This window comes from Bradyrhizobium sp. USDA 4504, assembly GCF_054063995.1.
This window is the reverse complement of record NZ_JBSSGV010000001.1, coordinates 6,613,500-6,626,322: the sequence shown is the minus strand read 5'-3', so window position 1 is coordinate 6,626,322 and position 12,823 is coordinate 6,613,500. Positions and strand designations below refer to the sequence as shown.

General features: G+C 64.0%; 12 protein-coding genes and 2 pseudogenes. 4 read left to right on the top strand and 10 right to left on the bottom strand.

What is annotated here, in order from left to right:
- Positions 1 to 258: 258 nt before the first annotated feature.
- A pseudogene (locus tag ACVMB1_RS31150) lies at positions 259 to 579 on the bottom strand (recombinase family protein); the annotation flags it as partial.
- A 230-nt stretch (positions 580 to 809) separates the two neighbouring features.
- Between ACVMB1_RS31150 and ACVMB1_RS31145 the strand changes: the two are divergent.
- From ACVMB1_RS31145 to ACVMB1_RS31135, 3 genes are read left to right on the top strand one after another with little or no spacing between them, the layout of a single operon-like run.
- Positions 810 to 1,619, top strand: coding sequence for a sterol desaturase family protein (locus ACVMB1_RS31145; RefSeq protein WP_057018950.1), 810 nt, complete (start codon positions 810 to 812; stop codon positions 1,617 to 1,619).
- A complete protein-coding gene (locus ACVMB1_RS31140; RefSeq protein WP_225161514.1) occupies positions 1,606 to 1,893 on the top strand; it encodes a DUF5658 family protein in 288 nt (95 codons plus the stop codon). Before ACVMB1_RS31145 ends, ACVMB1_RS31140 begins: the two co-directional genes overlap by 14 nt.
- Before the next feature lie 50 nt (positions 1,894 to 1,943).
- The gene (locus ACVMB1_RS31135) at positions 1,944 to 2,318 is read left to right on the top strand and encodes a hypothetical protein (RefSeq protein ID WP_057018949.1); all 375 of its coding nucleotides are present in this window, start codon (positions 1,944 to 1,946) and stop codon (positions 2,316 to 2,318) included.
- 116 nt (positions 2,319 to 2,434) lie between these two features.
- Here ACVMB1_RS31135 and ACVMB1_RS31130 read toward each other — a convergent pair whose 3' ends face one another.
- The 6 genes and pseudogenes from ACVMB1_RS31130 to ACVMB1_RS31105 all read right to left on the bottom strand — a co-directional run.
- Positions 2,435 to 3,931, bottom strand: a complete 1,497-nt coding sequence (locus ACVMB1_RS31130; protein ID WP_076834928.1) for a sugar ABC transporter ATP-binding protein — start codon at positions 3,929 to 3,931, stop codon at positions 2,435 to 2,437.
- Positions 3,928 to 5,025, bottom strand: coding sequence for an SMP-30/gluconolactonase/LRE family protein (locus tag ACVMB1_RS31125; protein ID WP_076834929.1), 1,098 nt, complete (start codon positions 5,023 to 5,025; stop codon positions 3,928 to 3,930). Before ACVMB1_RS31125 ends, ACVMB1_RS31130 begins: the two co-directional genes overlap by 4 nt.
- A complete protein-coding gene (locus tag ACVMB1_RS31120) occupies positions 5,022 to 7,145 on the bottom strand; it encodes an ABC transporter permease (RefSeq protein WP_076834930.1) in 2,124 nt (707 codons plus the stop codon). The genes ACVMB1_RS31125 and ACVMB1_RS31120 overlap by 4 nt, the downstream gene beginning before the upstream one ends.
- A 76-nt stretch (positions 7,146 to 7,221) precedes the next feature.
- The gene (locus tag ACVMB1_RS31115; protein WP_028340412.1) at positions 7,222 to 8,238 is read right to left on the bottom strand and encodes a sugar ABC transporter substrate-binding protein; all 1,017 of its coding nucleotides are present in this window, start codon (positions 8,236 to 8,238) and stop codon (positions 7,222 to 7,224) included.
- Between the two features lie 42 nt (positions 8,239 to 8,280).
- Positions 8,281 to 9,252 (bottom strand): ABC transporter permease, encoded by a 972-nt coding sequence (locus ACVMB1_RS31110; protein ID WP_076834931.1) that lies wholly within the window; start codon positions 9,250 to 9,252, stop codon positions 8,281 to 8,283.
- 210 nt (positions 9,253 to 9,462) lie between these two features.
- Positions 9,463 to 9,981, bottom strand: a pseudogene (locus ACVMB1_RS31105) (TetR/AcrR family transcriptional regulator); the annotation flags it as partial.
- A gap of 391 nt (positions 9,982 to 10,372) precedes the next feature.
- Between ACVMB1_RS31105 and ACVMB1_RS31100 the strand changes: the two are divergent.
- Complete coding sequence (locus ACVMB1_RS31100; RefSeq protein ID WP_307720421.1) at positions 10,373 to 10,549, top strand: MJ0042-type zinc finger domain-containing protein; 177 nt, start codon at positions 10,373 to 10,375, stop codon at positions 10,547 to 10,549.
- A gap of 68 nt (positions 10,550 to 10,617) precedes the next feature.
- Here the strand turns inward: ACVMB1_RS31100 and ACVMB1_RS31095 are convergent, their stop codons facing one another.
- Genes ACVMB1_RS31095 through ACVMB1_RS31085 form a run of 3 tightly spaced genes read right to left on the bottom strand, consistent with a single transcriptional unit; the run spans position 10,618 to position 12,807 of the window.
- Entirely contained in the window at positions 10,618 to 11,880 is a 1,263-nt protein-coding gene (locus tag ACVMB1_RS31095) for an MFS transporter (RefSeq protein ID WP_076834933.1), read from the bottom strand.
- Positions 11,877 to 12,206, bottom strand: a complete 330-nt coding sequence (locus ACVMB1_RS31090; RefSeq protein ID WP_016848133.1) for a hypothetical protein — start codon at positions 12,204 to 12,206, stop codon at positions 11,877 to 11,879. The genes ACVMB1_RS31095 and ACVMB1_RS31090 overlap by 4 nt, the downstream gene beginning before the upstream one ends.
- A complete protein-coding gene (locus ACVMB1_RS31085; RefSeq protein WP_076834934.1) occupies positions 12,193 to 12,807 on the bottom strand; it encodes an isochorismatase family protein in 615 nt (204 codons plus the stop codon). The genes ACVMB1_RS31090 and ACVMB1_RS31085 overlap by 14 nt, the downstream gene beginning before the upstream one ends.
- Positions 12,808 to 12,823 lie beyond the last annotated feature (16 nt).

Sequence of the window (12,823 nt, the reverse complement as noted above, 5' to 3'; positions counted from 1 at the left end):
GGCACCTCCTTTCCGTCCTGTCGCAAGGCGGTCGGCAAAATTGAACCGTTGCATCATGGCGCCACGGCGAACACGTAGTGCCCATCTTCATCGGCCACGGCGCGCCATTCACGCAAGCTCCCATTGGTTCGGGCAGCTGATGCGTGCTCGTCTTCAGTAGAGCATCCCCAGACACTTCTGGATCGATTGCGTTCCACTGCACTCACACAGCCCGTGGTCACAGTTGGAGGGCGCTGTGGGTGTCATTGGCTTCCCTCCTCAATCCTCAAGAGCCCGGTAAACCGACGCGCGGCCAATCTTGAGCGCCTTCGCGATAGCGGACGCTCCCATGCCTTCAGCCTTAAGCGCCTTCACTTTGGCGGTGTCGATGGACGCTTTGTGGTCTTGGTAGACCCCGCGTGCCTTGGCCTCCGCGATACTCTCAAGCTGCCGCTCTTTGCGGAGGTTGGTCTCGAACTCGGTGAACACACCGAGCATGTCCAGGAAGCGCTTGCCCGCTGCTGTGCTGGTGTCGATGGGTTGCTCTGTATAGCCCCTCAGGGATGCACCACGCGCCTTCACGGTGCGCACAATGTCCCGCGGGCGGGCGCGGGGTTCGCTTCAGCGGGCTATCGCCGCACCGGATCGGAGACCGGCCCGGAAAAAATGCGCCCGCGCGGGCCAGAATCGGGCCGAAGACGAGGGCCGCCCCGTAAAAACCCTGCTTGCCCCCGCCGGAGCGTTGAGAAAAAATAAGCTTTTTTAGCTTATAGGCACAGCAATGTTTTTATTCTTATTGTCTGTCCTTTTGAACCGGCGAGTCATCCCTCATGCAGAGTGACATCGCAAACGCCGTATTTTATGCGGCCGTGTTTCTGGGCATCGTCTACACCAGCCGCATCCTGGAAAAAAGATGGCCGATTGCGGACGTTCCCTACGCCGAGTTTCGTGATGATTGGCTCGCGGTGATCGTGAGCCTCGGGTTGTCGTCCATGCTCGCTCCGATCGCGGCGATCACCGCGGGCAAGATTGCGAGCTATACCGGTCTCGGTTGGATCAAGCTGCCGACCGACGGTTACTGGTGGTACGTCTCACTCGCAATCATCGTGGTTGCATTCGATCTCTACAAGTACACGTATCATCGTCTCCAACATGCGATCCCCTTTCTATGGGCGATGCACTCGTTCCATCACAGCGCGAACGGCGTCACGTTCATTACCGGCGGCCGGCATTTCTGGCTGGAGCGGGTGTTGTCCGACGCCTTTCTTCCGATCATGGCGATCCTGTTCCGCATCCCGCCGGACATGGTGATCGCGGTGGGATTTATCTTCTTCATGCCCGATGCGTGTGCCCATCTCAACGTCCGCATTCCGCTCGGTCGGTATGTGACATGGATCAACAATCCGCAATGGCACCGGATCCATCATTCGGTCCTTCCCGAGCACAGGGACAAAAATTTCGCTGCCTGCTTTCCGTTTCTCGACATTCTGTTCGGCACGGCCTGGATACCGAAGCCGGACGAATATCCTGCAACGGGCCTCGTGCCTGCCGAGCGCGTGGACATCATCAATAGTGTGATCTGGCCAATCCGGCATCTTCGGCATTACTGGCATCGGGAGTCTCGGAATGAATTGGGTTAAGGGTCTTTTGGTGCTCCTCGCGCTGCTGCTGGGTTACGCCGACCTTGAGTCGACGAATGTGATCCTGAGTCTCGGATTGGGTGAGTTGAACCCGTTCATGCATCTGGCGCAGACATGGTTCGGCGTCTGGTGGCTGGTGCCCAAGCTTGGCTTGACGTTCGTGGTCACGTGGCTGCTTTGGCGGAGCAACAACGTTTACAACATCGCTCTCGTCGTCGCGTTCTGCTCCACGCCTGTCCTGAACAATCTCGTCATCATCGCGGGCACGAACTGAATCAATCCCTTCGCCGGTTGCCGCAATCGGCGACGTCAGGAGGATCAGCGATGTCGGACAGGTTCGTTGTCGCCTGCATGGTCTGCTGTGCCCTGATCCTGGGGGCTCCGGGGGCGACCGTGCACGCGCAGACGCCGTCGAACTGCAAGGAGCCGCAGACCGGCACCAGCCGCGTCCCGATGCTGTCGCCGCCGCTGGCCAATGTGGTGACGGGCACGGGACGGCTGCAATTCTACTCCGCACCGAATCTGCACTGTCCGATCCGCGGCGTGTTCGTCATTCCGAATGACGCACTGATCGCGTATGCGCAAACCAGGGATGGCTGGTCGTCGGTGATGTATCTCAATCCGGGGACGGGCAACGACGTCTCGGGTTGGGTGAGATCGGCGAGACTGAAGGTGACCGGAACCGTCGGACCGAAGTAGCGTTCGACCAGGATCGCGGCAGGCGGGCGGCTACCCGCACCGAACCTGCTTGAGCGAGGCCTGCACGAGTGCGCTGCGTGCGGCGAGCCGGCCGTGAAGCACGTCCGTTGCGGCGATCAATGAATCGCCGCGTACATGATCTTCTCCTCGGTGGCTTCGAGCGCGGAGAATTCCTCGACCACCTTGCCCTGACGCGAGACCAGGATGCGGTCGGACAGCGCCATGATCTCGGGCAGATAGGACGAGATCACCACCACCGCCTTGCCTTCGTCGGCGAGCTGGTTGATCAGCTCGTGGATCTCGACGATGGCGCCGACGTCGACGCCGCGGGTCGGTTCGTCGAAGATGATCAGCTCGGGCTCCTGCACCAGCGATTTGGCGATCACCACCTTCTGCTGGTTGCCGCCTGACAGCTCGACCACCTTGGCCTCGTCGCCGATGGCGCGAACCTTGAGGCGCTGAGTCCAGGTCTTGCCGACCGAATTGGCCTCGCGTAGCGACAACATCATGCGGCCCCCGGGAAACTTCGAAAGCAGGCCGAGATAGATGTTGCGGGCGATCGAGGCGGTTTCGAAGAAGCCCTCGACCTTGCGATCCTCGGTCACATAGGCGATGCCGGCCTTGACCGCCGGCGCCGGAACCCGGTAGCGCACCGGCTTGTCGTGCAGCATGATTTCGCCGCCGTGGAAGAAGTCGCGCTTCAACACGCCGGAGACGATCTTGAAGGTCTCGGTGCGGCCCGCGCCGACCAGGCCGAACACGCCGGTGATCTGCCCGGCGAACACCGACAGCGAATTGTTCTTCACCATCGGCGCCATCTTGAGGTTCTGCACCGCGAGCACGCGCGCACCGGCCGGCCGGACGCTGGTCTTCCGCGCGCCATACAGCGTGTTGGAGAGGTCGCGGCCGACCATCGCCTGCACGATCGCCGCCCGGTCGAACTTCGCGGCGTCGTCGGTGATGACGTGCTTGCCGTCGCGCAGCACGGTGATGCGGTCGGCGAGCAGCAGCGCCTCTTCCAGCGCGTGCGAGATGAAGATGATCGAGACGCCGCGCTTCTTGAGGTCACGGACCAGGTCGAAGAAATATTTCTTCTCTTCCGGCGTCAGCGACGCGGTCGGCTCGTCGAAGATGATGACCTTGGCCTTGTGCAGAACCGCGCGCGCGATCTCCACCATCTGCTTCTTGGCGGCGCCGAGCCCGCTCACGGTGGCGGTCGGCGTCACGTCGAAATTCAGCGATTGCAGGAACTGCTGGGCGGCGATGTAGATGCCGCGCAGCCGGTTGTAGAATTTCTCCTGCCCGAGGAACAGGTTTTGCGCGACCGTCATGGTCGGCACCAGGCTGTTCTCCTGGAACACCATGGCGATGCCGAGATTGCGCGCCTCCAGCGGCGTCCGCGGCGCGACCTCCGCGCCATCGACACTCATGCCGCCGGACGTCAAGGTCACGACGCCGGCCATCACCTTGGTCAGCGTCGACTTGCCGGCGCCATTCTCGCCGACCAGCGCGTGAATCTCACCGCGGCGCAGATCGAAGTCGACGCCCTCGATGGCGGGCACGCCCGCGTAAAGCTTGGTGGCCTTGCGCAGGGACAACACGGTGTCGCTCATGAGCCTGTCTCCTCGGCGAGCCCGGCGAGGGGCAGTTTCAGCACGCGGCCCGGTCCCTTGGCGATCAGCACAAGATCGCCGCCCAGCTCCAGCGCCGCGACGACGCCGTGATTGACGCCGTCGACCCGGCTGTGCAGCGAATACTTTGGCTTGCCGTCCTCGCTCAGCCGGATGACGAGGCCATAGGAGCGCGGCGGCGCCCACGGCTTGATGACGCCCATCGTCTTGATGTGCGCGCCCTGCATCGGCTCCTTGAACGAGAACCCCGAGCGCAGCCGCGGCGCCACCCAATAGGCTGGGTCGATCTCGGCCATCATGCGGCGCCGGTAGGCCGGCTCGCGCAGCACGAACTCGATCAGCTGGGTGCGTGCGGTGAATGCGGTGAGCCAATAGCCGCCGCCCGCGGCCTTCGACAGCCGCGACGGATAGACGGGCAGGTGACCGAGCACGACCTGCGGCGGCCTTCCGTTCGAGACGAGGACGAGGCGATGCCGCCAGCTCTCGCTGACGAGCACGCCGTTGCCCCGCGCGCAGGCGCCGAAGGCGTAGCCGAGCTTCGACGCCAGCAGCTGCACCGATCTGGTCCTGGGGTCGAGCCGGAACACGCGGCCGCTTCGGTTCAGCTCCATCAGGTCGCGCGCCCAATCATCGATGCCGCAGGTCGCCGAGCCGTCGGTTGCGATCAGGGTGCCATCGCCGGCCTGCGTCAGCGCGTTGATCGCGTTGAAGGCGGCGTCGTTGAACGTCACGCTCGGCTCGCCCGACGAGGGGTCGGCGTAGAGCCGCACCTCGCGGCCGCCGAGCGCGACCGCGATGCCGCCGCCGGTGAGCGCGCAGAGCGCCGAAATCGGCTGCTCGAAGCTGCGCAGCTCGGCCGCTCCGCCGCCGTCGAGGCGCAGCAGACGCCGGCCGTCGGCGACATAGAGGTTGCGGCCATCGGTTGCGAGATCCTCGGGCGCCTCGCATTCCAGCAAGGTGGTCGCAGATTCCAGTTTCTGGTTCGGTTTGAGTGCGCCGTCGAACGACGGCACGGTGATGGTGGCCTCGCCACGGCCGAGAAAGCGGTTGGAGAATTCCCTGACGGCCGCGATCACGACAGCTTCCCCCAGCGCTTGTCATACTGCACGAAGTTCGGGTCGGCGTTCTCCAGCTTGTAGCGGCCGATCCGGTTGTTCATGATGCCGCCGAGATAGAGATAACCGCGATGCTCACGCATCGAGGTGATCATCGGATGGTTCTCGCCGTGCAGGTCCCAGAACGATTCGAGGATCTTGCCCTGCTCGTTGAACTTGACCACGCAGCCGGTGTTGATGTTCGGGAACAGCCATTCGTCGACCGGGACGCGCTTGGCCATGCGGCGGCGGAAGCCCGGCATCTTCCAGGCGAGGTCGAGCGAGGGGCTGCGCATGCCGACCAGCGCCAGCCAGTAATTGCCGTCGGAGGCGAGATTGATGTTGTCGGGATAGCCCGGCAGATTGTCCATCACCACCTCGACCTGACCCTTCTTCGGCCCCGCGAACCACAGCCGCTTGATCGAGCAGCCGAAGGTCTCGGCGAACAGGATCGACTGGCCGTCGCTGGCGACGCAGATGCCGTTGGGGAATTTGAGGCCGCGCAGTGCCGTATGCGTGGCGCCGGTCTTGGTGTCGTAGCAGATGATGCGGCCGTTGCCGCGCGCCTCGAGGCCGTCGATCGGCCATTCGTCCATCTCGTAGCGCACGGTGGCTTCCGAGAAGAAGATCAGGCCGTCATCGGTGATGTCGAGGTCGTCGGCCAGCCGCAGGCGGCTGTCGTCGTTCACCGAATGCATGCTGCGGTTGGTTTCGTCGGTCGCCTTTTCCACGGTGCCGTCGGGCGTGATGCGGTAAAGGCCCATGCCGCCGATACAGACATAGAGATTGTCCTGCCGGTCGAACGCCATGCCGAGCGGCTGACCGCCGATATGGGCGAACACCTCCATCCGCTGATAATCGGGCGCATGGAAGCGGATGATGTCGCCATGGCGCGAGCCGGCGTAGAGATTGTTGTTGCGATCGAGGATCACGTCCTCCGGCGCCTCGATGCGGCCGAGGCCGATCAATTCGACGTCGCGCAGCTTGTCGTTCTGCTCGAACGGGCCACCCTGGCCGATCTCGGTGGCCGGAGGCGGCGGCAGCGCATGATAGGTCGGCGCGACATAGACCTTGCTGATGATGCGGGTGCGGTTCTTCTGCCAGCGGATGTCGACCATCGCGGCGACCAGCAGGATGCCCGCCAGCGCCATGCGGTTGATACCGCCCCGTGCATTGAGCGTGGTCAGGCCGTTGGTGATCAGGAGCACGATCAGCACGCCGACCAGCGATTTGGCGACCGAGCCCTTGCCGCCGCCGAGCGTGATGCCGCCGAGCACGGTCGCGGTCAGCACGATCACCTCGAGGCCGACGCCGATGTCGCCGCCGACGGTGCCGAGCCGGGCCGCGAAGAACAGCGCTGCGATGCTGGTCAGCACGCCGCTTGCGACATAGCAGAGCGCGATGGTGCGGCGGACCGGAATGCCGGAATTGTAGGCGGAACGGCGCGAGCCGCCGATCGCGGTGATGTGCCAGCCGGGACGCAGCCGGGTCATGAAGATATGGCCGAAGATGGCGATCGCGATGTAGACGATTGCGACGCTCGGAATGCCGAACACGTCGCCGCCGCCGATGAAATTCCAGGACGGGATGTCGGGGAAGGCCGCGGCGATCGAATTGGAGTAGCGTTGGATCAGCAGATCGAACGCCGAGCGGTAGATGATCAGGGTGATCAGCGTGGTGATGAAGGCGCGCAGCCTTAAGTAGCCGATCAGGACGCCATTGACGGCGCCGAGCAGTGCACCGCAGACGAGGGTGGCGACGACCACCGCGGGCACCGGCCAGTTCAGCACGTCGAGCAGATAGAGCGCGCAGAAATCCGTCAGCGCGAAGATCGAGCCGACCGACAGATCGATGCCGCCGACGATGACGACCAGCGCCATGCCGAGGCCGATAAAGCCGATTTCGCCGGCCTGCCGCGCGGTGTCGGCAAGGCTCGACGGCGACAGGAAGTGATCGATGGAACGGCTGAGCGCGAAGCCGACGATCAAAAGCAGGATCACCGGTATTGCGGTCTCGGTCCAACGCTTGGACAGGATCTCGCCGAGGAGATGATCCGGCCAGTAGCGGTAACGCAGGCTCGTCAGGGTGTCGCGCATCGGCATTCCAGCAAGGCGTTCGATTTGGGAAAATCGACGTCCCGGGTGAGATCGCCCGGGACGTCGAGCGGGAATGGTTCGACTATTTTTTCAGGTCACTGAGATTCCAGCACGCGGTCTGGCTGTCCGCGTTCTCTTTGGTGATCGGAATCAGCGTCGTGTATTCCGACCCCTTGATCGAGCCGGCCTTGGCGCCCGACGACAGCAGCCATTTGATCGTGCCGGCCATCTGCGCGGCCTGGGTGGGCACGTCGTAGCTCATGTTGAGATCGAACGCGCCGGACTTCACCAGCTCGCAGGCGCCCTTGCGCTCGCCGCCGCCAGAGGTCGCGACGAACACCTTGCCGGTCAGGCCGGCTTCCTTCACCGCAGCGGCGGTGCCGATGTCCATGCCGTCCCAGAAGCCGACGATGCCGCAAAGATCAGGATTCTGCTTCAGCACCGTCTGGGTGATCGCCTTGGCCTTCGCGGCATCCCAGTCGGCCGCCTGGCTCGAGACCACCTTGATCTCCGGATGCTTGGCGAGCACGTTCTCGACGCCCTTGAGCGTGTAGGCGCTGGCGGCCGCCGAGAGCGCGCCCTGCACGATTGCGATCTTGTTCGACTTGCCCTGGCAGGCCTTCACCACGGCTTCGGTGTCGCGCTCGCCGATCTCGATCCAGTTGGCGCCGACAAAGGCCGACGAGCGATAGGCCGATCCCATGTTGATCTGGATGACGTAGATGCCTTCGTTCTCGGCGCGCTGCAGCAACTTGGCGTAGGTCTGCACGTCCGGATTGTGGATCACCATCACGGCGGGCTTCTCCGAGATCAGCGAGGTCACTGCCTGCGCGCCGGCATTGGTGTTCCAGTTGGGATCGCGGATCTCGAACTTCACGCCGAAGGGCTCGAGCTCCTTCTTCATGCCGGCGTACCAGCCTTCGGTGAGGTCGAAGTTCATGGCGACCGGAACGTAGGCCACCGTCTTGCCGGCGAGGGCTTCCCTGAACGGCTTCTGGAACGGCTCGTCCAGGCCCTGCTGGGCCAGAGCCGGGGCGGCGATGGCGGCAAGCCCAAGCGCCGCGGCGATCACCTTTGCAGTCCTGACAGCGTATTTCATTGCTTCCTCCTTGGTCGTGATTGAATGTTCTTGTGGCTTGGTTCAGATGTCGCCCTGCTGTGCCGTTTCTTCGTTGCGCGGATTCAGGAATGAATCCGTGATGACGGCGAGCAGCAGGACGACACCCTTGACGAGATTTTGTCCGGCGTAGGAAATGTCCATGATGGTCATGCCGTTCAGCATGGTGCCGATCAGCAGCGTGCCGATGACGACGTTGAGCACGCCGCCGCGGCCGCCCGACAGGCCGATGCCGCCGAGCACGACGACGAGGATGACGTCGTAGATCAGGGTCGAATTGAAGATGCGGGTCGGCATCGAGTTGACCGATGCCGCCATCACGAGGCCCGCGAAGCAGCCGATCAGCGCCGCGACGACGTATTGCAGCACGATGATCGGGCGCGAGGGGATGCCGGTGACGCGGGCGGCGTAGGGATTATCGCCGATCGCGTAGATATAGGCGCCCCAGCGCGTCTGGCGCAGCAGGAACGCGACCACGACGCAGGCGATCGCGAACATCACGATCGAGGTCGGAATGCCGAGGATGGTGCCTTGTCCGAGCCGCTCGAAGCCCTTCATGCCGTCGCTCCACTGCACGACGTCGAGCTGAAACAGCGCGGCCTGCCCAAGGCCGGCGAGCAGCAGGCCGGTCGCCAGCGTCGCAAACAGCGAAGGGACCTCGGCATAGGCGATCAGCCAGCCATTGACCAGGCCGAACGCGATCGTGAGCAGCACGGCCGTCACCAGCGCGGTCGGCAGCGAGTGGCCGTTCTGCACCATCTGCAGCACAAGCCCCGGCGGCACCGCGAGCGCTGCGATCAGGGAGATGTCGATGCCGCGCCCGATCACGACGATCGCCATCGCAAGCCCGAGGATGCCGAGCACCGCGACGTTCTGCAGCAGCGTCAGCATGTTCTCCGGCGTCAGGAAGCCGCGCAGGAAGATCGAGAACGCCAGGAACAGCACGGCAAAGACGGCGAAGACGATCTCCTGTTGATTGAACCGCAAGCGCTTCATTGCCTCGCCCTTCCTTGCGTCTATAGGTGCGCCGCTCTGCCTGGATCTGGTGCGGGAGCCGGTCGCGACGCGGCCGGGCCGCGTCCTGGCTGCGACCGCAGCGTCGACGAATGCGCCGACGGTGTTGATGTAGGCCTCGATCGAGGTGCCACGTCTGCGGTACTTGGCGCGCTTGACGTACCAGTCCTGCAGCAGCGGCTTGATCAGCGATGCCGTCAGCGTGACCTGGTCGATCGTGAAGACGCCGCTGGCGACGCCCTGCTTGAGGACGCCGGCGATGATCTTCTCGGTCATCACCTCCATCTCGATGGCGCGCTGGCGCTCCGCCGGCGGAAACGACTTCGCTTCCATGAAGCAGAACACGAACCAGGGCTGCATCGCCTCGCTCATCCGGACATGGGTCGCGATGATCCAGTGCAGATGCTTGCGCGCATCCTGCTTCACGTCCGCGGGCGGCGAGTTGAGGACCTCCGCCACCGTCTCGGCGACCTCGCCGAGGATCATCGACAGCAGCGTCGGCTTGCTGTCGAAATACGTATAAAGGCCGCCCATGCTGAGGCCCGAGGCCTCCGCGAGCTGGCGCAGCGTGGTGGCGTGAAAGCCGTGCTTGTTGGAAAGCGTGAGCGTGGCGCCGATGATGCGCGTGAGATTCGGAACGGCGAGATGGGTTTTCTGGACCCGGATGGAATCCCGATGACGTTCGAGGATGCGCGCGCAAAGCACGTCCATCGCGAACGCATTCGCCGTCCCCGGTCGCTGACGCGCGAGACCCACGTTGCCTCCCTGGCTATGCTCCGGGACCATTTCATTTTGTTGCTGGTCCGAGCCGGGCTTTACGCCCTTGTCTAATTCCTAGCCCACGAAACGGCGCCCGGAAAAGGGGGATGATGAAATTTTCTGAGAGAGCGCTCGCTCGTTTTTTGGGTCCGCGGCCGTGTTGCCGGCCTGGGCGCGTCGTCGTTCTGGCCATCGTCGGGAACTTTTCGCGCTGAAAGCACAGCACAAATTCCAGGTAGTCTGGTCGACCAGCACGCCGGTTAGACGGGCGTCACATTCCGATGATGGGCGTGTGGGAAGCTCAAGAGCGCAACGGCTTGCTGATTCGATGCGAAAATCTGACGTGACGTGCCCCCATTGCCAGGCCGGCTATCGCCGGATCGAATTGACGTCGAAGGGCGGCGTCGCGGGTGAGTTTCGCTGTCTGGTGTGCGACCACATCATCGAGCTGATGGATGGTTCGACCGATGTCGCCTTTCGGCTGACCGTGCGGCCGGGCAAGACGTCCTACGCCTACTAGCGTTTTCAGTTCGGGTGAAAGGACACGCGTCCGAAACAGGGTAGCAGCGCCGGTCGGTGGCGCCACGCTCAACGCTGCTGCGGCAGGTTGACCTCGCTCCTTCGCGCCTCCTGGCTGCGGCGCTCGGCTTCGCCGCCCGATCGGGACAGCATGCCGATCGCCACGATCGCTGCGGCAAAGCCGGCGGCGGCGCCGACGCCGAGGGCCCAGCGCGGGCCGAGGTGATCGGCGACCCAGCCGACGATCGGCGCGCCGATCGGCGTGCCGCCGAGCGCAACGCCGAGCCGCAGCGCCATCACCCGTCCGCGCATCGCCGGCTCGGTCGAGAGCTGCATCAGCGCGTTCGAGGTGCTGGTGACGGTCAGCGCGGCGACGCCGATCACGACCAGCGCCGCGGCAAACAGCCAATAGCTCGGCGCCAATGCGGCGAGCGTGCAGCCCAGCCCGAAGATCGCGGCACCCAGCATCAGCGAGCCGAAGCGCGGCTCCTCGCGGCTCGCTGCCAGCAGCGCGCCCGACATCGTTCCGAGCGCCATTATCGACGACAGCAGGCCGAAGCCGCGCGCATCGGTGTGGAAAACGCCAACCGCCATGGTGGAAATGAAGATCGGAAAGTTCAGTCCGAAGGTCCCGATCAGAAACAGCATGATCAGCGTCGCCCTGAGATCGGGCCGCGACCAGACATAGTGGAAGCCCTGCATCACGCTGCCCTTGGTGCGATGGGCGCGCGCGTTCGGGCGCAGCTCGGAGGTGCGCAGCAGGGTCAGCGAGGTCAGCACCGCCAGGAACGATGCGCCGTTGAACAGGAATGCCCAGCCGGTGCCGACGGAGGCGATAATCAGGCCGGCGACGGCGGGGCCGATCATGCGCGCGGCGTTGAACGAGGTCGAGTTCAGCGCGATCGCATTCGACAGATTGGTATCGCTGACCAGTTCGGCGACGAAGGTCTGTCGCACCGGGGCATCGAGCGCCGCCGCGCAGCCGAACAGGAACGCGAAGGTGTAGACGTGCCAGAGCTGCACCAGCCCGGTGACGGTGAGAATGCCGAGGATGAGTGCGAGCGCGCCCATCGTCGCCTGGGTCGCCATCAGCAGTTTGCGCTGGTTGAAGTGATCGGCGGCAAAGCCGGTCCACGGCATCAATAATAGTTGTGGCCCGAATTGCAGCGCCATCACGATGCCGACGGCGGACGCGCTGTGATTTGTCAGCTGGGTGAGAACCAGCCAGTCCTGCGCCGCGCGCTGCATCCAGGTGCCGACGTTGGATACCAGCGCGCCGGCCGCCCAGACCCGGTAGTTGAAGCTCGCGAGCGATCGAAAGACGCGTCTCATGTTCTCTGAGGTTCATTCCCGCCGTGAAACCGCCCGAACCGCCGCGCCAGGAACAGGCCGATCAGAAGACCGCCGAGACCGAGCGCTGCGACGTCGCTGGTGGTTCGCAAGCCGAAGTCGCCGACGCGGCAGACCAGGAGATATCCGACCGCGAGGTTGAAGAAGCCCCACACGATGTTGACGGTCGATGAGGACAGGCCTTCGCCGGGCGGTTTGGCGAACGGGCTCTGGAACGCTTCGCCCATCATGCCGGCGACGACGTGGGGGATCGCATTGGTGAGAAAGGCGCCGCCGAAGAAATAGGCGACGAGATCAAGCCAGTTCATGCGCGTTGGTCCTTTCAACGAGATCGATGATCGCCTGCGTCGAGCCGGTTTCGCCAAGCCGCGGGAACACGTGCTCGATGCTGTATTCATGTGCGTGCGACCGCGCATCGGTCATGGCGTCGATTGCGAGCGTGACGTTGAAGCCCGCCTCATAGGCCTGTCTCGCCGTCGATTCGACGCCGCCCGCGGTGGCGACGCCGGCGATCACGACTTGCGTGACGCCACGCGCTCTCAGCAGGCTTTCGAGGTCGGTGCTGGCAAATGCGCCTCGCGTTCGCTTGGTCACAACGATGTCGCCGGGCTGTCGGTCGAGCTCCGGAATGAGATCGGTCCATCCGTCGGGAAGCGGGCCGCCAAATGGATTTCCAATGGGATTTCCAATTGGATTTCCATGGCGCGGCGCCTGCTCGGTTCGTCCCGGCGAGCTGCCGTCGACATTGACCAGCGCGACCGGCAGACCGTGCCGCCGGAACGCAGCGCCAAGCGCGGCGGCGCGAGCCACGATGTCGCCGATCGGATGGGCGAAGGGCCAGCCCATGAGGCCGCTTTGCAGATCGATGACGATCAATGCGGTGATCGGATCGAGCGTGGTCAGGGCCATAGTCGTTACCTTTCTC